Source organism: Ruegeria sp. AB9 (assembly GCF_056542585.1).
The window spans coordinates 12,534-34,808 of sequence record NZ_JBQGAA010000006.1; the positions used below are offsets into that span (position 1 = coordinate 12,534).

Genomic DNA, 22,275 nt, shown 5'->3' on the forward strand with positions numbered 1-22,275 from the left:
TTGATTAGAATTGTACACCAAGGCTAAGACCTACCTGCAGGGCCTCGGTCGAGTCTCCGAACATATGGTCAACGCTCAGGTTGATAAAGCTGCTGTCATCCAGCGTAAACAACCCCAGTTGAGCGGAAATCAAACCATGCGCGTCGCCAATATAGCTGGTATTCGCAAACCCTCCGTCTGCGGCACTGGCATCCGCGAACCCGGCAGTCACCGATACGGTATCATCTGACGAGAGGATAGCACCGGCCCGCAGGCTTGCGCGCAGTTTCCGCGAGGCGTTAAAGGTCTGTTCTGTCCCGATCTCCAGTGACGGCACGAGCGAATAGATCATCTCGCTGTCGTCTTGAAGAACAATCCCGGACAGGGTGGCCTGACCATTGCTTTCGGTCGCCAGACGTGTTGCGTCTACGGCGATCTCAGGGCGCAGATAGGAATTGCCACTGGCAAACCTGTGGTCATAGGCAACGCTTAGACGCAGATTCTGGTGGTTCATCTTATGGGTGATCGAACTCACACCCACGGTATTCACAGGAGTGCCGTTGGGCAGCACGCCGCTGACCCCGCCCGAGCGGAGCGTATCATAATCCGACCACCCTGCGGACAGCATGCCCGCAAACTCCCACGGACCGACATACTTGGTCAGCGAGGCACCCAGATTAAACCGATCGCCGGTCGCATTATAGTTTGACCCATCCCGCAGGCTCATCCGGTCGTGACCCACAGCGAACCCGGCATACAGCTCGTCCCCGACCGGCAAACGGACACCGGCGGACAGGTTGGTGCTGTTGATGTCCAGCTCGTCGTAAATGCCGATCTGGTCACGGTCAAAGAAGGACCGACCACCGGTGAACCAAACGCAGTTACGTGGATCATCCCCCGCCCGGTAATCGGTGAAGCGTTCGCAATTGTGAAGCGTATCGGCAAAGACCCTGGTTCCGTGGTAGGCATCCACCGCATCGGCTGCATAATTCGACACCGACAGGCTGTCGATGGCAGCGATGACATCAGCCTCGGACTGCATGTTCCCGACCAGCGCAAGGAATTCGCCCTGCGCGACGGACCCTTGCCCGTTCAGAACCTGATTGATGTAGTCGCCGATGGCGGCCTGATTGGAGTTCATTCCTTGGGTCGAATAGTCCGGAGTGATCACCAGATCAATCGAACTGCCGTCAGATGTCGAGCCGTTCAGGCCGATGGAATAGTCCAGAACCACCGTGTCCTGAATGAACGTCCCTGCATCGAATGCCGTGCCATCAGGATTGATGATCACGAGCGGCAAGGCCCGTTCCAGCCTGTTCAGCATGGGGGTCAGTGTGCCGCCCATAGTGGCGTTGCCTGAGACGTTGACCAGGTCGCTGCGCCCGCCCGAAGCACCTGTAGTCAGGAAATACACGTCGAATGTAGACGCAGCCGTTGCCCCGAAAAACAGGCTTCCGGTCAGGTTGGTGGTCTGGCTGACATTGCCCGCAAATGTAAAGTCGCTGGCCTGCACTGCCGACGTCAGGGCCGTGTTGAGCCCCAGGGTGGCCCCCAGAACAAAATCGCCGTTCACCTGCATGTGCCCGGCAGCACCCAGATTGACCGTATCCAGCGCGTAGAAGGAAGCTCCGTCCTCAACCGTCAGGGCGTTTGTGCCCGCACCCAGGTTCAGGTTGCCCAATGCCGAACCCGCCAACGAGATCTGTTCGTTCCCGTCACCGCCATTCACCAGCTGGTTGTTTCCGGCAATCAGTAGGCTGTTGGCAGACAGGTTCAGCACGTTGTCGGTTCCACCTTCCATAACGATGGATGCGACCGAGTCCGTCTGACCAGTGCCACCCAGCACCACGCCATCCAGCCCAATCGACATCGCTCCGGCACCATCACGTCCTTCGGATTGCGCCAGAACGCCGATACCGCCGTTGCCGACCGACAGGACATTACCGGTCAAGGCCATGTCGATGGAACCACCGGACCCTGCACCGCCTGCAGCTCCGCGGAAGACCGAGTCTACCATGCCGCCACCGCCGCCCAGCGATTGCGCCACGACGCCAATCGCGTTTTCACCAGTCGTTACGATATGACCGGTTTGCGTGAAGTCGATGTCTCCGCCATCACCGCCATTGTTGGTCGACAAATCGACAGTAATCCTGCTTTCTGCCATATCTGTCGAAACCAGACCGCCACCGCCTCCGATACTTTGAAGAACGAAGCCGTGCGAACCTTTGCCGCTGGTGGTCATATCCCCGATATTCGTGAAGCTTACATCGCCACCATCGCCGGTCGATCCATCTTGCGCGCCCAGCGTTACATCCGCTTTGCCGAGACCCGCGATGACAACTTCACCACCACCCGCGCCGATGCTCTGAACACTCTGGCCATAAGACCGGTCGCCGCTGGTGAACACGTCACCATCCAGCGAAAGGGCGATGTTTCCACCATCGTTGTTGAAGCTCGGATCCGAGCCCAGGATCACCGAGGCAGCCTTTTCCGTACCAGCGACGCCCGTGCCGTTGCTGTTCAACACAAGCTTGCCGCCACCGCCGCCAATGGACTGAGTCGCACCAGCCGAGGAGAACGCACCATCCGTGCCGACATCCCCGTTTCGGCTTCCGTTCACATCACCACCACTTGCGTCATTGGTGTTGATCGCACCCAGACGGGCGGAGATGTCAATGCCGTCGCCATCTTCGACATCCACCGTGGTCGTCGAGGTGCCGCCGCCGCCGCCCACGCTCTGTACCATCATGGCCGTCGATCTGTCGTTGGTCGTGGCAATGTTGCCCGTATGCGATTGCGAAACCTGATTGCCAGCAGTGCCGGACACATCATCACCACCCAGCGCGATATCGCTGCTGACGACACTGCCCGTTGCGCCAGAGGTCGTTGCGGTGAAATCGACAGAGGTATCGACGTTGCCGCCGCCTCCATTCACCGATTGCGCGAACACCGCTTCGCTGCCAGCACCATTGACCAGAATGTCGCCGGTTGAATTGACGGTCACGGTACCGACCGACCCGGTCGCCCCTGTGCGGGCGCCCAGCACCTGCGAAATCGTGTAGTCCAGCGCCGAGATCAACGGTGACGAAACCGAATAGCCCGCGTTACCGCCGCCGCCGCCCACGGATTGCGCATAGATGCCATATCCGTTTTCGGCGTTCACGATAATCGTTCCAGTGTGGTTAACCGTTACGTCTCCGCCGTCAGCGCCTGATCCGCCTGATCCGCCAATGGCGATCTTGGAATAGGACTTGCCGGTCATGGTGTTCTTGATGTCATTCACATCCATGGCAACGGCCAAGCCACCATTGCCACCGCCGCCACCCACGGATTGCGCGAAGATACCATAGGCGCTTGCGCCATCTACCTGAATGTCTCCGCTGTTGGTGACGACCACGTTGCCTGCAACGTTACCGCTGCCGCCCGAGCCGCCGATGTTCAGCTGTGCGGTAGGAGAACTGCTGTCGCCGGTCTTCAGCCGCAGCGTTCCGGTGATCGAACTGCCGCCATTGCCGCCGCCGCCGCCGACAGATTGCGCAAAAATACCATGCGCAGCCTCGCCCGAGGTCATGATGGTCCCGGCGTTTGTGACCGATACGGTGCTGCCGATGCCGCCCGTGCCGCCCGATCCACCCAAGCCGAACTGCAATGCCCGCCGCGTGCTGGCCTCGGCGCCGCCATAGCGCCCGTCGACCGAGATGGTCGAGCCACCCGTGCCGCCGCCGCCGCCCACGGATTGCGCAAAGATGCCGTGGCTTTCCTTGCCCGAGGTCAGGATCGTACCATCAACCGTGTTCACAACGGTCACGGTGCTGCCCGCACCACCAGTGCCGCCAGCACCCCCGATCAGAATGGCGTTAGTCGTTGCACCGTCCGAAGACCGGCCCAGAATGATGTTGCGCACCTGCTGCGCGTCACCGCCGCCGCCGCCGATTGATTGTGCGTAGATGCCAGAGGATTTGTCACCCGTGGTCTGAATGAGATCACGGTTCGTAACCGAAACCGCGGCAGAGGTTGCGCCGGTGCCGCCATTACCACCGATGGACAGGGTTGCCGTGTTCCCGATGTCCTTGCGCAGGCTGATGATCCGGTTTTCAACCACACCACCCATGCCACCACCACCACCAACGGACTGCGCAAAGATGCCATGCGACATTGCCCCTTCGGTCGTGATGATCCCGTCACTATCCACGGTCACGGTATCCGAGGTCATGCCGTCTCCGCCCGTACCACCGATATTGATCGACGCAGTCGTACCCACTGTCGATGGGTTAACCACCGCTTTGATGGTGTCGAGGTTCGATTGACCCGCCTGCACCATACCGCCAGTGCCGCCTGCGCCTCCGATGGATTGCGCCAGCAGCCCGTTTGACCTGTCGCCAAAGGTTGCAACCCGCGCCGTGTTGGTGACATCAACCTTGCCGCCAAGGCCCCCGGAGCCGCCACTGCCCCCGATGGACAATGCTATCGACGTGCCCTTGCCAGCCGAGTTGCTGGCCTTGCCGCCGGTACCGCCGCCACCGCCAACGGCCTGAGCAAACACTCCGTGCGCATCTGTGCCCCGCGTGACCACGGTGCCCGTTACTACGGCTGTTACATCACCTGCTTCGCCTCCGGTGCCGCCCTCAAGTCCGACCGACAGGCTGGCTTTGTTGCCTTTGCTATCGCCGGTTTTTGGTGTCCCAATGCTAACCGACGTAGAGGTCGAGTTGCCGCCACCGTTTCCAATCGACTGCGCAAAGAAACCGTAAGAATTGTTGCCCGAGGTGCTGATGATCCCGTTCGAGCTGGCATAGACATCTCCACCGCGCCCTCCGGTGCCGCCGACCCGACCGATCTGAATGTTCACGTTGCCGCCATCCACCGAAGTCGAGGCCGAATTGTAACCGGCATTGCCACCGCCGCCGCCAACTGACTGCGCGAACAAGCCGTGCGAGTTTGCCCCTTGCGTGGTGATGTCGCCGGTGTGGCGCAGATCGACCGCGCCACCATTGCCACCGTTGCCGACACCGCCACCAATGGCCAGTCCAAAGCCTTTGTTGGTCGCGTCCGAGGCCAACTCGTAGGTCATACCGAGGTTCAGCGCAGCGTTACCGCCACCGCCGCCGATGGATTGACCGAAAATGCCATGGCTGCCGTCCTGCTTGGTCAGCACATTGCCAAAGTGGTCGATATCCACCGTACCGCCATCGCCCGCAGTTCCGGCAGAACCGCCAATGGCCACCACAGCCGATACACCAGTTTTATTGCCCGAGGAATCCGCCGGGTTCACCTTGCCTTCCAACTGGTCCAGCACAGCGTTGTAGTTGGCAATCACGGAGTCATCGACACCGGTGTTCGTGGGTGTTTTTCGACCACTGGAATCACCGGTGCCACCGTTGCTCTTGCTACCCGTGGTTTTACTTATGCCGACAACCGCGTTGATTCCGGCATCACCACCACCGCCACCGATGCTGGACGCCTCAATCCCATGCGAGCCGACACCATCCGTCGTGATGGTGCCCGCTGCCGCGACAGCTGTGCCGCGTACTACGGTGACATTGCCCGCGTCACCGCCACCGCCGCCAAAGCCACCGATGCCCATCGCGATGGGTGAGCTATCTTTGGTGCCGACAAAGGTCGCGTTGATCCCACCGGTGCCGCCGCCGCCGCCGATGCTCTGAGCAAAGAGTCCGCGGGCGTGATATCCGTTCGTCGAGATACTGCCAGATTGCGTAACCGAAACATCGCCCGCATCCGCACCGGTCCCGCCATGGCCGCCCAAGCCTCCAACAATGCTAAGGTCGGTTTTACCATCAGAATTGTTGGAATCCCCATAATTCAGTTGCCCGGTCACGTTCAGAGCCCCGTTGCCGCCTCCGCCAGCAATGGACTGGGCGAGAACACCGTGCTTCCAATTGCCTGCAACCAAAACCGAACCGGCATGATCCACGGTCACATTGCCCGAGACGTTGCCGTTACCGCCAAAGCCGCCGACGCCGAATGTCACGGACGGAATCTTTCCGTCCTTACTCAGCGCGATGCCACCCGACACGTTCAGGCCGCCATTACCGCCGCCGCCGCCGATGGATTGCGCCAGCAAACCTGCGGACCCATCCGTGTCCTGCTTGTCTTCATTGAAGACGCCCATATCGATGAAAAGACGTTCCAGCCCGAACTCTGATGTCAGTTCCTGAGTTTGGTCCACAATCGTGTTACCCAGAAAATCGCGCAGCTTGTCTTCGAAAGTCGTTGTATTGGGGATCGAGATATCGTCCGGGTTTGTCGTCACGGTAATATTGGCCTGTGACGTTACAGAAACGTCGCCTGCTTTGCCGCCGTTACCGGCGAACCCGCCAACGCCCACGATCAGAGAGCTGTCGGAAACGATCCCGCCGGATACGTTCATCCCGCCATTGCCGCCACCACCGCCAACGGACTGCGCCAGCAGACCGGATTGTCCGGTTCCATGCGCTCGGATCGAACTACCTGCGCCGATGTTCACATCAACGTTTCCCGCATCGCCGCCGCCGCCGCCAAAGCCACCAACGCCTACGACCACAGCATAGGACTTGCTTTGATCGGTCTGGCCCGCACCGGGTTTGCCGCTGATTGCAAGGCCGCCGGATACATTTGTGCCGCCATTGCCACCGCCGCCGCCCAGCGACTGCGCGATAATACCGCTGGCACCTTTGCTTTGGTCGACCACAAACGTACCGTTGGGTTGCCGCACCATCGGCACTGCTTGCAGGTTTCCGGTGTAGTCCAGATCAACCGCGCTGGCATTGCCGCCCGATCCGCCAAAACCGCCAACGCCTGCCGCGACTGAGAAAATCGTGTTCGACCCCGAGGGTTTGGTCAAAGACAACGCGCCCGAAATGTTTACGCCTCCGGTGCCGCCACCGCCACCAAGGCTTTGGGCGAACAGACCGTGTGACCCGTCACCTGCTGTTACAACGTCGCTTTGAACGTCCAATGTCACCGTTCCGGCATTTCCGCCGCCGCCGCCAAAGCCGCCGAGCCCAAGGCCTACGGCCGCGCCAGATTTGCCGGTCAAATTCACCGCACCCCCAACATTCAGGCCGCCATTACCACCGCCGCCACCAACGGACTGTGCCATGACACCGATACTGTCGACACCTGTCGTGACAATCGAGCTAGTTCCGCTGCTGCCGGTGCTGGATCTCAGCGTACTGATCACATTTCCCGCGTTTCCGGCGCCGCCGCCGAAACCACCAACGCCCAGGCTGATTGCGCCGCCGTTTTGCTGGCTGATGCCCAGAGAGGCCGAGATATTCGTTCCGCCATTGCCGCCGCCACCGCCAAGGTTCTGCGTCAGCACACCCGTGCTGCGGTTGCCGTCGGTCCGGACACCACCCGTGACGGTCGATTGAACCAGCGCACCGGCATCCGCGCCGCCACCGCCGAACCCTCCGACACCAATGCCAACCGCGGCGTTGGCCGAACGCGACAAGGACAGGGCTGCCGAGATGTTTGTGCCACCATTGCCACCGCCGCCGCCAAGGCTCTGCGTCAGAATCCCGACAGAATCGTCGCCTGTCGTGGTGACTGTGCCCGTGACCTGCTGAGTCACGCTCTCTGCCGCGCCGCCGCTGCCGCCAAAGCCACCTACGCCGATCCCAAGAGCGCCGGAATAGTTGCTGGCCACGGAAATTGCACCTGAGATATTGGTGGCACCGTTACCGCCACCGCCGCCAAGGCTTTGCGCTACGATGCCTGCCGAACGTGCGCCAGACGTGCTGATATTGCCTGCAAAAGTATTGCCGACCACGCCGCTGGTTCCGCCGCTGCCCCCGAAACCGCCAACGCCAATCCCCGCAGCACCCGAACCCGTACGCGCAATGCTAAGCGCGCCCGAGATGTTGACACTGCCGTTGCCACCGCCGCCGCCGACGGACTGTACCAGTACACCGGTCGAATTCTCACCGGTCGTGGTGACGTCGCCGTTGACCGAGCCCGTGGCTGCGCTTGCGTTGCCGCCGCTGCCCCCGGACCCGCCGATGCCGACACCGACCGCACCGCCGCCGGTGCCCGAGATGTTGACGGCCGCCGAGACATTCAGCCCTCCGTTACCGCCACCACCTGCAGCGGATTGAACCAGAACACCGCCCGAGTTGTCGCCTGCAGTCGTGACATTGCCGATAATCGTACCGGAGGCCGTGTTCGCGTCTCCACCACTTCCGCCGCTGCCGCCAAGCCCGACAGAAGCACCCCCGCTGCCTTTTCCGGCAACCGTGACCGTGGCCGAAACATTCATGCCACCATTGCCACCGCCCCCGCCAAGGCTCTGCACAATGACGCCGCCGGACTCGTCGCCTTGCGTCGAAACATTGCCGTTCAGAGTGGCCTCGGCCGTACCGCCGTTGCCGCCTGTACCGGACGCACCGCCGAGACCGACAGATGCTCCGCCCGATCCCGTACCTGCCGCAGCAACCGCGACCGAGATGTTCATGCCTCCATTGCCGCCACCGCCGCCAACGGACTGTGACAAAAGACCAGTTGAGGTGTCCCCAAGAGTTACAAGATTGCCGGTTACGTTTGCTGTCACTGCCGAGGCATCTCCGCCGCCGGTGCCGCGACCGCCCAGACCCACTGCAGCCGCACCGGACCCGGTGCCTGCACCGCCGACCGAGGCTGAGACGTTGAACCCACCATTGCCACCGCCGCCGCCAATGGATTGAGCGACAACCGCGTTGGATTGCGCGCCTTCGGTTCGAACGTTGTTCGCAACTGTCAGGCCGACGATTCCACCATTGCCGCCACTACCACCGGACCCGCCTAGGCCTACGCTGATCGCGCCAGACCCGGTACCTGCGCCCGCAAGCGCTGGAGATACGTTAAAGCCGCCATTGCCACCACCGCCACCGACGGATTGCGCCAGAATGCCGACTGAGGCATCGCCTTTGGTCACCACATCCGCCGTTGTGTCGGCCGTGACCCGGCTGCCATTCCCAGCTCCGGCACCCGAGCCACCAAGACCGACGGACACCGAACCGGCCCCCGTGCCTGCACCCGATACCGTGGGCGAGACGTTGAAGCCTCCGTTGCCGCCTCCGCCACCAAGCGACTGCGCTACAAATCCGCTTGATGCGAAGCCATCGGTCAGAATAGTCCCGTTCGACGTCAACGTGACATTCCCACCATTGCCACCTGTGTCGCCCTTGCCGCCAAGACCGACACTGACTGCACCGCTGGCCGTACCCGCCCCCGACAGAACCGGGGCCACGTTAAATCCACCATTGCCGCCGCCGCCGCCAATGGACTGAGCAACCACACCTGAGGAGCTGTCGCCACGGGTTTCAACGGCATTGTTGGATGTTGCGACAACAGTGTTGCCGTCTCCACCACCTGCGCCGTCTCCACCCAGACCGACGGATACGCCGCCACCGGCAACGCCAGAACCCTGGACCGCCGCGCTGACGTTGAACCCACCATTGCCGCCACCACCGCCGATGGATTGCGCCAGAAACGCCGTGGCCGAGTCACCCTGGGTCAGGATCGTCCCGTTCGAGGTCAGAGTAACAGCACCGCCGTTGCCGCCGCCCGCGCCGGTGCCGCCCAACCCGACGCTGACTGCACCGCTGGCCGTACCCGCCCCCGCTCCGGCACCGGAAATGTTAAAGCCTCCATTACCGCCGCCGCCTCCGATGGATTGCGCGACCACACCCGAGGACCGATCCCCAGCCGTTACAATGGAATTGGTTGTTGTCAAATTGACCGAACCGCCAGTAGCCCCGGTGCCACCGTCACCGCCCAGACCAACCGAGACCGCGCCGCTGGCAACGCCCGCACCCGCCACTGAGGCACTGACGTTGAAACCGCCGTTGCCACCGCCGCCGCCAACGGATTGCGCCAGAACCGCCGTAGAATCCGCTCCGCCTGTGCCGACAGTGCCGGTCACACGGCCAGTGACCGATTTCCCGATCCCGCCGCCATTGCCGCCGCCGCCAAGACCGACCATAACAGCTCCGCCACCGGCACCGGCACCGGCGATCCCGGCTGTGATGTTGAAACCACCATTCCCACCGCCGCCGCCGATGGATTGGAACACAATACCGCTTGAATTGTCGGACAGTGTCGTGACGTTGCCGGCTACCTGGCCATCTACAATGCCACCGTCACCTCCCGAGGCTCCGTCGCCCCCCAGACCGACTCCAATCGAACCGGCCCCGGCTCCGCCAGCCGCAACGCCTGCCGTTACGTTAAAGCCCCCGTTACCGCCGCCACCGCCGACAGATTGGATCACAACGCCAGTGGAGCGCAGCCCCTCGGTTCGGACATCGCCATTGACGCGGACGCCAGTGACAGTGCCACCTGCACCACCGCTGCCACCCTTACCGCCGAGGCCCACATCGACTGTTCCGGCGCCTGCACCGCCCGCAGCCAGCCCGGCCGCGACGCTGAAACCACCGTTGCCACCGCCGCCACCGATGGACTGCACGACAACAGCACCGGAATCGTCGCCTCGTGTCGTTACATTTGCGTCGACCCGTGCCGTAACAGTTCCACCTATTCCGCCGCCGCCAGCCTTACCGCCAAGACCGACGCTGACAGATCCGGCAGCTGCACCACCGATATCGGCGCTGGCACCGACCGCATAGCCGCCGTTGCCGCCACCGCCGCCAACAGATTGCGCAACCACACCACTGGAAAAGGCCCCGCTTGTGTCAATTGAAGTTCCACCCGCGACCAGAGTGACATTGCCTCCGGTTCCGGCTCCGCCGCCATCACCGCCAACGCTCACATTGATCCCAACCGCAGCCCCGCCGCTTGCGCTGATCCCGGCTGCGATGCTGCCGCCACCATTACCGCCGCCGCCACCAACGGATTGCGCGATGATAGCGCTTGAGTTCGTGCCCGTTGTCGTCACGTCCGCATTGGTGGAAACCCGCACGATCCCACCGTTTCCGGCGCTGCCCGCCTTCCCGCCGATTCCAACGGAAACATTACCGGAAAACAATGCCGAAGCGCCGCCCGTTGCAGCCACGGCCAGACCACCGTTGCCGCCGCCACCGCCCACGGACTGGAACAACATGCCCGTTGACCGGTTGCCGGTCGTGACGACCGTACCGTCAAACCCTGCAGCAGTGGCCACACCGCTGCTGTTGAACTGACCAACTGTGACGTTTCCGCCTTTGCCGCCGGTGCTGCCGTCGCCACCAACGCCCACGGCCAGAGAGCCGGAGACCGGGCCGCCCGATACCGCAACTGAGACGGCATATCCGCCATTGCCGCCGCCGCCGCCGACCGATTGCAGCAGGACACCGGTGGAGTCGTCCCCCCCGGTCTGCACCGAGGCTGAACCGCTGCCGCTGAGCGTTACGTTACCGCCGTCGCCACCACTGCCCGCCGATCCGCCGACTGAGACGGAAGCCGCGCCAAAGGCACCCACAGCGACCGAAACGGCCCCGCCGCCATTGCCGCCGCCGCCGCCAACGGATTGCGCGAACACGCCTGTAGATCGGTCGCCGGATGTCTGGATCGCAGATGGCTGGCTGCTATCTGTGTTCGAAAGCGTGACATTCACATCACCGCCTTTGCCGCCAGCGCCGCCATCCCCGCCGATGGCCACCCCTACAAAGGCTCCGACCGCTCCGGACGAGCCGCCATTGCCGCCGCCGCCACCGATGGACTGAGCCAGAATGCCCATCGCATCATCACCGCCGGTGGTGATGATGCCATCATTTACAATGGTAACCGTCGATCCGCTGCCGCCGCCGCTGCCGTTGCCTCCAACGGACACCATGCCACCAGACGAACCACCATCACCGCCACCGCCGCCAATGGACTGTGCAATGATACCACGGGCGCCGTCCCCTTGAGTCACGATGCGACCATAGTTGCTGACGCTGACTGCCGCACCTGTGCCGCCTCGGGACCCGGTGCCTCCGATTGCGACCAGACCGTAGGAATTCGCGCCGGTGCCTCCACTGCCACCAATGGATTGCGCCATCACCCCATCAGCCCCGGTCCCCAGGGTCAGAATGCTGCCCGAACCCTGCACGGCCACGTTGACCTCTCTGCCGCTGCCGCCGTTCGAACCGACCCCACCCAAAGACAGAGACACCAGTCCACCCGCAGTTCCGCCCGAACCGCCTCCACCACCGATCGACTGGGCGACAATCCCGCGGGCATAGGTCCCACGTGTTTCGATGGCCCCTCCATGCGAGACCGAGACCTGACCGCCATTACCGCCATTATCCGCGCCGCCGATAAGGGAAACCAGAAGGTTGCCACTTGTCCCGGCAGAACCGCCAGACCCACCTATGGACTGGGCATAAATCCCGTTTGCGTAATCACCCGTAGTCAGGATGCTGCCCGTTGATGTCGTGTTGACAACAACCGTTCCGCCACTTCCGCCATAGCCGCCGCTGCCAGAGGATCCGACCAATCCCCATTGCGAGCCGCCGTTGCCGCCATTGTTTGAAACGCTCAGCGCGTAGATTCCGTCTGCCGACGCCCCGCTGGTCGAAATCGACCCCCTCTGGGTGACAGTTACGTTGCCGCCATCGGCCGAATGCCCCCCGGTACCGCCGCCTGGAGCCGCAAAGCCACTGCCGCCGTTGCCGGCCTTTCCGCTGCGACTGAACGCAAAAATGCCGTCATTGCCGGTGCCCGAGGTCTGGATCGTACTGCTGGCGTTTTGCGTAGCATTGACCGTCCCACCTTTGCCGCCGTCACCGCCATCGCGCCCATCCCAGAAACTCAGATACGAGTCTCCGCCATTGCCACCGTCACCGCCAACGCTGCCTACCTCCCAACCGACATTGCTGGTGGCGTTGACATTGCTGCTAAGCGACTTTGTTTGCGTCGGCCCGGTCGCCCCATCGCCACCCGAACTTGGTGGAACGAACAGCGCGCCATCGCGTCCGTTGCCGCCGTCCTGACCGTAAACAACCTGGCTCACACCGTTGGGACCCGAGACATTCACAGGTGGCGTGACCGCGCCCGGAGTACCCGAACTGTTGAAGTTGCTGTTGTACTGAGAAAGCGTCAACTGTGTCGACAGACTGGACGTGCCAGTCGCCCCAGAGTTGCTGATTTGAGCCGTCGTTCCGCTTACCGAAACAATGCTAAAGGCAAGCGGCGGATTGTCTGAGTTGTAAATCGTGTCGCCCGCGCTTTTGACGAGGAACACATAACCATCGGCAGTTTCCACAAAGGCGGTTGTCCCGGCTGTCGGTGTCGAAGCCGGGTCGACAATCAGTGCACTGACGGTGGTATCCAAGCCTGTCACAGGGTTCGTCACTGTGTCGCCGACTTTGGATGCAGCTGTAGGAGCGGCGATCAAAGGTGTTGAAATCAAAATTAAAAATGAAACTGACAGCAACAGGTTTGATATAATTTTCACGCCCGAACCTCGCAACCGACTCTACAAAAAGGCATGGAAGAAGGGTGCAGTCCCGAAGCACTGCGGCCTGCAATTCGAGGCTTCCCCATCACCACTTCGGGCAGCATACGGGCAATTTGAGTAAGATTAATGTGACTTAGTTCACGCTATTGTGTGTTTGACGTCACCCATTGCCCAAATGCAACAATTAAGTGTCATCACGATACATGATGGCAAACTTGAATCGCAAAGCCTTCGAAAACAAAGCTGCCTTCAACCCTCACTTTCTACAAAAGGTTGTTCAAGAATCGAACAATCCTGTCCGAGTGTTTCATCAAGGATTAGTGGAAAGGCGACGATATAGACACTCAGGTCAAAGTCTCCGGATAACCTGATAGAGATCACTGCTTTATCAAACGGTGAGTTTGGCACATCTGCGGGTTTTATTGCCTCGATTCAAACCTACGGCCTGGGCAGGTCATGTTTACTCAATGCAATTGAAAGACAGTATCCGGAAGGGCTGCATATCAGCGCCACATGTCAGAAACCTGTAAATCCTTGGCCAGTATATCGCTTGGCTGTCTTGCGTTTCGTTCCTTCGGAAAACCACTGAACACTTGTTCGCTCAAAGCGAGCGCTGGAACGGCCCAGGCCGGCTGTCGGATCCAACGATTGCCCCAGTGCCAAACGTTCAGTTTTCCAGAAATTGACAATTTTGTTGCCGAAACCGGTTTCGGATTCCATAGCTGAACACCGTGGGGCCTTCCGCGAAAATCAAAAGTACCAATAGCGGGATATGTGCCTGAATCTGCATGTATTCGTGATAATTTACTGCATACCACTAGGTCAGCGGGGTGGCTATGACGGCAAGCTCGACATCATTTTCAGCTATTGCTTCCTTGATCTGGCCTAGGCGGTAAAAGTTCAACCTAGTCCAATCGATCTCGGCGGCATGAGCAAGGCTTTTGAAAACTCTGAGGAAGGCCCGGACAAATTTACCTCAGCGCTTCTTATTGGTTGCCGCAACAACGTGCACGCATCTATTCAGATGACACCACCGCGTCAGACATATCTGTTCATCAACAAGGGAACTGTAGATATACAGCATTTTGATTTCAGCAATGACCTCGTCTTGTCTGACGTCAGCGCCTGCCGGACAGCTTTAGGGGTTTGAACAACGGAGGATTTCTGATTCATCGAAGCTATGTGGAGCGAAGATGAACAAGAAATCCGGAACATCGATGGACGTGGCTGACAAGTTGGTCAGAGGCATCAAACGTAAAGCCCAAGAGCATTACTCTGCCGAAGAAAAGATCAGGATTGTTCTGGCGGGCCTACGTGGTGAGGATAACATTGCCGCGCTGTGCCGCCGCGAGGGTATAGCCGAGAGCTTGTATTATTCGTGATCGAAGGAGTTCCTAGAAGCTGGGAAGAACCGTCTGGCGGATGACACAGCCGGTCAGGCAACGGCACCCGAGGTCAGGGAATTGCGATACGCGACGTTCAATACTCTTCTATACGTTTGAATTCTGAATCGATCACACCGAAAGACAAGACTGCTGACACATGCTGATTGGTCTCGGTCGACTTGTCTGCGTCACGGTAAAGGAAATGGCATTGTTCCCTCCCCTGATGGACCGAAGGAAGCCTCTGACAAATGGAGTTGTCTTTGATTCTCCAGGTCCCGTTGAGGGGGATACCATTCATCCAGCCGAACTCCATCGCGACCGTTCCGTCAGCTCTTCGATCTTCTGAATAAGGCGCTCCAAATGGGCCTGTCGTAAACTGTTCTTCGAACTGGTCGGAGTACAACACCAGCAGATCATCATGCCCAATACGATCCCCTTCGCGCCCCTTGTCGAAGCTGTAAGGCCATTCGGGCAATCCGGACGCCAACATGGCTTCGGAAAAGATCCTGAAAACACTAGGATCATCATAAATTTCAAACCATGGCTTCATCCACATCAAGTTCAGCCATACGTTATTGGTCAGAAAGCGTTGGATATATTCACGCGCCTTTTCGCCATCGCCTTCCCGGTAATAGGCTTCCGCCAAAATTCGAAAATGTTGTTCACGCAGTTCGTTTTCCGGAATGCTAAGCAACAATGAAAGCGCCTTCTCGCTGTTACCCGCCCTGAGATAGTTCCAGGCCAAATCTCCTTTTTCACCCGAACTGAGCCGCGCGGACAGCGCTTCATATTGTTTGAACGCCTCGATGGCCTGTTGGTAATCGCCGACCGCATTCAAAGTGAGACCGTGCACAAACCTAAGGCCTGGTTCGCTTGGGTAGTTGAATACAGCCGCTCTCGCTGCGGACAGCGCGCGATCCCTCTGGAGTTGTTGCAACAGCAATCTTACCTGCAACCCAAGAGCTACTGAATTTGAAGGATCGGCGCTGAGCACATCTCGGACAATAGTTCTTGCATCATCCAGCGCGTCCAGCGTGAAGCGTATCGTGTTGAAGCTTCCTTGCCAGATTTGAAAGTTAGCTTCTGCAAATCCGAGTTTAGCTTCGGTAAAGCTGGGATCCAGCGCGATTGCCTTCTCGTATAGCGGCAGGGCCTTACCGATATCTGTGAAATCTTTGCTGTGAAGCAGTCTTTCGGCATTTGCAAAGGCAAGGAACGCGTTTGCGTCATTTGTGGGAGTTTCTTCAAAAATGCGTCGTTCAACCGGGTTTAGTTTGAGCTTCAATGCACCGGCTGCCTTGAGTTTCAGCTCGCCAACGAGATCGAACAGCTGAGCTTCTTCCCCTACGGCGGTCTGTTGCCAGATGACGCCGTCACCGCTCCTTGTTGCATCTCTGAGACGCGCACGGATTTCGATATCGCCTTCGTGTGTTCTGATTGACCCATCAAGAACATATCTGACATCAAGGTCACGTTTCAGGTCCAGTAACGTGACAGCGATACCTTTGTGCTCCATCGACGTACTGTGCGGCGCGGAAGGCAACTGTCTGAGCCTGCCGTAGGATCGAAGAAACAACTCTGTCACGACATCCGATGGGACCTTGTCAGAGCTAGTTTCGGCCGTAAACGGTACGATCAGAATTCCATCGTCCGGATCGCCGAAACTCGGAGTCCAAATTGAAAGGAAGAGGACACTCAAGCCCACAAAAAGAACAGTTGCTGCTGCAACCAGTGGATTTCTGACGCGGCTGGAGATCAGGCGGGCATCGGCAATAATTTTACCGGCGTCACCCGGATCAAGAAGCACTTTGAATGCTTGTATCGGCTCCGAAAGGTTCTTGACCTTGTTGGGCCCCACGTCGGCAAAGCCAAGATCCAACTTGCCTTTAACGCTTTTGAAGACTGTGTCCGAGATCATTATTCCATTGGGTTCAGCCAATCCTTCCAGGCGGGAAGCAATGTTCACGCCCTCGCCGAAAATGTCGTCTTCCTCGACGAGGACGTCGCCGAGATTGATCCCAATACGATAAGAAATTCGTTTGTCCGCATCCTGATCACGTTCGTGAATGATCACAGCGCGCTGCACAGACGCAGCCCACGAAACCGCGTTGACTGCACTGGCGAACTCAATCAGCGCGCCGTCTCCGGTGGTTTTTACGATCCGACCGTCAAATTCGATGACCTTGGGGTTAACTATCTGATCTTGGACCGTTCTTTGCCGAGCTAGGGTTCCGGTCTCGTCCAACTCCATAAGTCGGCTGTAGCCTACCATGTCGGAAGCCACTATTGCGGAAAGTCTTCTAACTTCATTTGACAAGGACACCTCCAGCCCATTGCAAACTTAGTGTAATGGCATTTTGGTCCGTTGTCCTATCCCGATAAGTTAGGATGAGAAGTCCGCAAAACACGAACAAACGCTGATGCAACTTTCGTGTGCGGCTGTGGTAAGTACATTGAACATCTCAGTTGAACTCTTTTTTTTCGGTCAACTGGTTCGCATTTCAGGGATCGAGAGCCTTCGTCGCCAATGTCCGGACTGGGCTGAAAAAGCTACTAGGCCACAGCTGTGAAATGCAGGATTGAAGTTTGTCGCGATTGTTGCCGGGGTCTGTGTCTTGTGGCGACACCTCCAAAGCGAAACTCGAAAAACCGTTCATTATTTAGTATCAGGCACACCCAATTTTCGCAGATCTTCTACCCACCGATTGAGATACGCGTCGCTCTCGAATGGTGCGTTCATTGCCTCTTGGATCGTGAATTCGGGATTGGCTCTTAAAAATTCATCGATAACGGCCTGCGCATCACTGGGAAGACCAAGGCGTAAAAGAATTGGCGCGTAGGTGCGCTTCAAGCCGTCGGGTATTTCGTTCATCTGTTCAATTGAAGCCTTTGCATCTTCATACTTCCCAGCGAAGTACTGAGCCCAACCCAAATTCCAAAGATACCAGTCTTGGTGATGTGGGTTCAGCCGGATCGCCAGTTTCATGCGCTCAACGGCCTCAGGTGCCTTGCCGCCATAGACGAGCGGGTCGATGGAATCTGCCAAAACGGATGCCGAATTTGGATTCAGAGAAATTGCTTTGTCGTAAAGCGAAGCAGCCCGCTCAAGGTTACCGCTCTGAGTAGTTGCATTGGCTAAGACCCAATGACCCTTGAAATTGAAGGGTTCCAATTCAATGGCTTTCCGCGCCATCTCAAATGCGCGCTCCAGTGATTCCTCGCGCGTTAAAGAGTTGGTCCATCCCCAACGATACCCGTTTATATGTGCCCAAGCGTTTTCGACATACGCCCCGGCATAGTTCGGATCGAGAGCAATTGCTTTTGCGCTTAGCTCTTCTGCCTTGATGTTTCCTTCTTTCGTGAAGGTAAACCATTCCTCCTGCGCGCGTTTACGCAATTCGTAGGCGCCAAGACTATCAGTAGGCTGATGCTTGAGACGGCTGTACTCCGCCAGATCGATATTCGTGGAGAGAAGCGAAGCTATGGTTCGCGTTATCTCATCCTGTACTGAAAATATGTCCTGTAGGTCTCGGTCATAGCTGTCTGCCCAGATGTTCTGGCCCGTCGTCGCATCAATGAGTTGGGACGTCACGCGCAAGCGCTCACCGGCAGTTTGAACGCTCCCCTCAACGATGTAGCGAACACCCAATTCCTCTGACACTTTTTGTATATCTGACGGAGTGTCCTTGTACGAAAACGTCGAGTTTCGGGCGACCACGAAAAAGTCTGCAAAACGGGACAAGGCGGTCAGGATGTTCTCACTCAGCCCGTCGCTGAGGTAATCTTGTCTCGGGTCGTTGTTGAGATTGTCGAACGCCATGACCGCGATGGAGGGTTTGCCAGACAGGGCCGCGGCTTGTTCATCCAAGTCCGGAGATATCACCACGGACCAAGGTTGCAGCCATGCGGCGGCAACTAACGCCAGGATAATTGCGATGCAACTTACCATGATCAGGCGAGTTTTCGTTGGTTTATTCGCAAGTGGCACGACAGGAGAAACGATAGCTTTTGCCTTGTCGTCCATTTTTAGGCTGTACACGTGAACGGGGTCGGAGATGTTCTTAACCTCTCGCATCCCCAAATCTTCGATGTTGAGATCGAGCTTGGTATGGATCTGTTCGAAAACACTAGCCGACATGTAAATGCCATCTGGGACGGCCAGGCTTTCAATGCGTGCAGCGACATTTACACCATCCCCGTAAATGTCATCCTGATCTACGACGATATCGCCAACATTGAGGCCGATCCGGTATCGCACCTGCGAATCTTGCGGCAGGTCCGCGTTAGCGACCACTATATTGTGCTGCATGTCCACCGCACATCGAACGGCCTCAACCGCGCTTGCAAACTCAAGGAGCAAACCGTCGCCCATCAACTTAACGATGCGCCCATGTCGTGAAGCGACAATTGGTTCAAAAAACTGCTCGCGATGGGCTTTGACCCTTGCAAGCGTGCCGGCCTCGTCATTTCGAATAAGACGGCTATAGCCAACCACATCGGCGGCAAGTATCGCTGCTAGACGTCTTTCCAAAGACTGAACTCCCACAGTGGGCATTACGCTAAACGCAAAATTGCATCTAGGCCAGACGCGCTGGCCGAAAACGCAATCTCAAAAAAGCGATTGTTCAGTCATTTTTTAGGCCGCCGGCAGCAAAGCCGTGCCTGACAACGAAGTGCAGTTGTTCATTGAATGTCCGCTAGGGGCTGTCTACGGATCAGTGCGAACGCCGCATCCCCCCGGTCATGACCGGTTTGGGCTCAAATGTACAACCCTGCTGGTCGTAATGAACACCTTGAGTGAGCACAAACGCCCGCAATGTAGAGTGTAGTCATCCTGTCCTTGGAGCATAGTTACGCCACAACAGTTTATCTAATCCGTAACTCTTCCAGCAATGTCTTGTTGCGGCAATAATTTGGGGTTTTTGTAGCTCCGGCACGATTGTTGGCCAACCAAGTTTCACACGCAGTTTTTTCTGGGCACTCGCAGCAACGGAATGCGGCATCGTGTCGTTGGAAGTTGTGAATTTTTTCTTCCTTCACAGCCTGCTCCAAGCATACATCAAGAGCTTTAGCCATTGCAGACAACTGATCTGGTTGACGCATGCTATTGGTTATGACGGGCATACTGGCCTCCTTAGAATGTGTGATGAGCTTTTCTGAATTGAATTGTTTTCAACGAGGCAGACACAAAATCTCTGGGCAGGCCATGATTCAGGTCAATCTGCACAATACGGACCTATGAGCCGTTTCAATGGTCCACTCGGCAGATCTCAGAGTGAATATTGGCGGCAGTCGCGATCTATGTATCTGGGAGCCGCAAAGCGGCCCCCAAACCGAAGCCTGTCCTGATCACCCTTCAACAGGTGCAAAATGGGCGCGGAAAAAGCGCAGATACTCCGGCTCATAGGTGAACTTGAGCCCGCGAATCTCGTCCGCCTTTTCCATGACCCGTTCAACGCTTTCCGCAACCACATCCATATGCGCCTGGGTGTAGACGCGACGCGGCAAAGTCAGACGTACCAGTTCAAGTTTCGGCATGAAGTTCTCGCCCGTGTCCTTGTTGCGCCCGGCCGAGACAACGCCCCGTTCCATGACCCGCACGCCTGCGTCAACATACAGGGCCGCAGCCAACGCCTGCGCAGGAAACTGATCTTGCGAGATATGGGGCAGGATTGCGCGCGCATCGAGGAAAATCGCGTGCCCGCCGATCGGGTTCACGATCGGCACTCCCATCGCCTTGAGCTTGTTGCCGAGATACTCAACTTGCCCAACCCGGGCGTTGATGTGATCGTCCTGCACGCTTTCCTCTATGCCGATTGCCAAAGCTTCCATGTCGCGCCCGGCCATGCCGCCATAAGTGTGGAGACCTTCGTAGACCACAACGAGATTGCACGCCTTCTCATAGAGTTCCGAATCGTTCATTGCCAGGAACCCGCCGATATTGACCAGCGCATCCTTTTTCGAGGACATCGTGGCCGCATCTGTCAACGCGCAGATCTCGAATATGATTTCCCGAATGGACTTTTCGCCGTACCCGTCTTCGCGACGCTTGATGAAATAGGCATTCTCGGCGACCCGGGTCATGTCATGGACCAACAGCACATCGTGTTTGTCGCACCATGTGCGCAGTTCACGCAGGTTGGCCATCGAGATTGGCTGACCGCCTGCCATGTTCACGCAGGTTGCGACACAGACATAAGGGATTTTGTTTGCGCCAACCTCGTCCACCAGGGCGTTAAGCTTGGCCAGGTCAATGTTGCCCTTGAATGGGTGGAGCTATGTGGGGTCGTGCGCTTCATCTATGATTACATCGACAAAAGTGGCCCCTGCCAGTTCCTGGTGCAGGCGCGTGGTCGTGAAATACATGTTTCCGGGCACGTAATCGCCGTCTGAAATCAGAATCTGCGACAGGATGTTTTCCGCACCACGCCCCTGATGAGTCGGGACGGTGTGCTTGTAGGAATAGTACGTCTCGACCGTGTCTCGCATCCGATAGAAATTAGCGCTGCCGGCGTAGGCTTCATCGCCCGCCATCATACCGGACCACTGCCGATCGGACATTGCGCCGCAGCCGGAATCAGTTAGCAGGTCAATGTACACATCCTCGGACTTCAGCAAAAAAGTGTTGTAGCCTGCCACAGCGATTGCGGCTTTCCGCTCAGCTTCAGTAGTCATCTTCAGCGGTTCGACCATCTTGATTTTGTATGGCTCGGCCCAGCTTCGGTTTTGCAAAGTCATTTTTTGGCTCCTTCGTTCAACGACACTAAAGTGGGTTTTCGCGTGGAGCGTTGAGGGTGCGCCACGGATTGCCCGTGGCATTTCATCCCTCCGTACCAGAACTCGCTGTCTGGTCTGAGTGGCCGAGTCGAACGCTATTTGCGGGTCATGAGATACTCAACCAAGAAATGAAGCTGATACGTTACGTCGCAGGAAGACGGCTTTGGGCAATCTGCGAATTAGCCGCGCCGTCACCTTGAGCTAGAAGAACGGTGGTTTTTTAAGGCGATCATAGTTGATGCAACCTACTTCAAGGCGCATCGTACAGCATCCAGCCTGGCGGTGAAAATGGGGTGTGGTCGTCTGATCGGGCGCACCAAGGGCGGTATGACGACAACGCGGGATGCGGTTTGTGACAGCTTGGGACGCCATTTGATCTTGTTCGTCACTGCCGGTCAGGTCAGCAACTACATTGATGCCAGAGCGTTGGGCAGCAGCCTGCCGAATGTCGAATGATTGCTCGGTGATCGCGGCTAAGACGCTGATTGGTTCAGAGAAGCGTTGCAAGACAAGGGGTAACCGCCAGCATCCCTAGTCGATACAGTGCAAGGCAACAGTCCGATACGGCAAGCGCCGCTACAACCGACGCATCAGAATTGAAATCATGTTCGGCAGGTTCTTTGACTGCAGACGTGTTGCCACCCGCTACGACAGGTATCCAAAGGTCTTGCTGTCAGCCATCGCTCTCGCAGAACTCGTCATCCAGTGGTCATGTGTCCCGAACCTGGTAACTGCGTTCTTCGCAGCGGCCGAGAAGTACAGATGCCAGGGAACCCAACG

Annotated in this window: 6 protein-coding genes and 3 pseudogenes; 3 read left to right on the plus strand and 6 right to left on the minus strand. The window is 58.1% G+C overall.

Features of this window, described 5'->3' with window-relative positions:
* Window positions 1–4: 4 nt before the first annotated feature.
* Entirely contained in the window at window positions 5–13,216 is a 13,212-nt protein-coding gene (locus ACR0K5_RS14060; protein WP_480630281.1) for a hypothetical protein, read from the minus strand.
* Between the two features lie 633 nt (window positions 13,217–13,849).
* Window positions 13,850–14,053 (minus strand): hypothetical protein, encoded by a 204-nt coding sequence (locus ACR0K5_RS14065; protein WP_480630282.1) that lies wholly within the window; start codon window positions 14,051–14,053, stop codon window positions 13,850–13,852.
* Window positions 14,054–14,261: 208 nt separating this feature from the next.
* On the opposite strand from ACR0K5_RS14065, the gene ACR0K5_RS14070 reads away from it, so the two are divergent.
* Together ACR0K5_RS14070 and ACR0K5_RS14075 are read left to right on the plus strand one after the other, a co-directional pair.
* Complete coding sequence (locus tag ACR0K5_RS14070) at window positions 14,262–14,483, plus strand: hypothetical protein (RefSeq protein WP_480630283.1); 222 nt, start codon at window positions 14,262–14,264, stop codon at window positions 14,481–14,483.
* 67 nt (window positions 14,484–14,550) lie between these two features.
* Window positions 14,551–14,802: pseudogene (locus ACR0K5_RS14075) on the plus strand (transposase); the annotation flags it as partial.
* A 10-nt stretch (window positions 14,803–14,812) separates the two neighbouring features.
* Here the strand turns inward: ACR0K5_RS14075 and ACR0K5_RS14080 are convergent.
* The 4 genes and pseudogenes from ACR0K5_RS14080 to ACR0K5_RS14095 form a co-directional block, all read right to left on the minus strand.
* On the minus strand, window positions 14,813–17,035 hold the full coding sequence (locus tag ACR0K5_RS14080) for a tetratricopeptide repeat protein (RefSeq protein ID WP_480630284.1): 2,223 nt from the start codon (window positions 17,033–17,035) through the stop codon (window positions 14,813–14,815).
* A gap of 339 nt (window positions 17,036–17,374) precedes the next feature.
* Complete coding sequence (locus ACR0K5_RS14085; RefSeq protein ID WP_480630285.1) at window positions 17,375–19,249, minus strand: adenylate/guanylate cyclase domain-containing protein; 1,875 nt, start codon at window positions 19,247–19,249, stop codon at window positions 17,375–17,377.
* 335 nt (window positions 19,250–19,584) lie between these two features.
* Complete coding sequence (locus tag ACR0K5_RS14090) at window positions 19,585–19,842, minus strand: DUF6455 family protein (RefSeq protein ID WP_480630286.1); 258 nt, start codon at window positions 19,840–19,842, stop codon at window positions 19,585–19,587.
* Window positions 19,843–20,067: 225 nt separating this feature from the next.
* Window positions 20,068–21,537, minus strand: a pseudogene (locus ACR0K5_RS14095) (tyrosine phenol-lyase).
* Window positions 21,538–21,717: 180 nt separating this feature from the next.
* Here ACR0K5_RS14095 and ACR0K5_RS14100 point away from each other — a divergent pair.
* A pseudogene (locus ACR0K5_RS14100) lies at window positions 21,718–22,204 on the plus strand (transposase); the annotation flags it as partial.
* Window positions 22,205–22,275: the final 71 nt, after the last annotated feature.

What these genes read in the sequence shown, in the direction of transcription:
- ACR0K5_RS14065 (WP_480630282.1), bottom strand. Translation starts at nt 14,053, where the DNA reads ATGGAATCCGAAACCGGTTTCGGCAACAAAATTGTCAATTTCTGGAAA.
- ACR0K5_RS14070 (WP_480630283.1), top strand. Translation starts at nt 14,262, where the DNA reads ATGAGCAAGGCTTTTGAAAACTCTGAGGAAGGCCCGGACAAATTTACC.
- ACR0K5_RS14090 (WP_480630286.1), bottom strand. Translation starts at nt 19,842, where the DNA reads ATGCCCGTCATAACCAATAGCATGCGTCAACCAGATCAGTTGTCTGCA.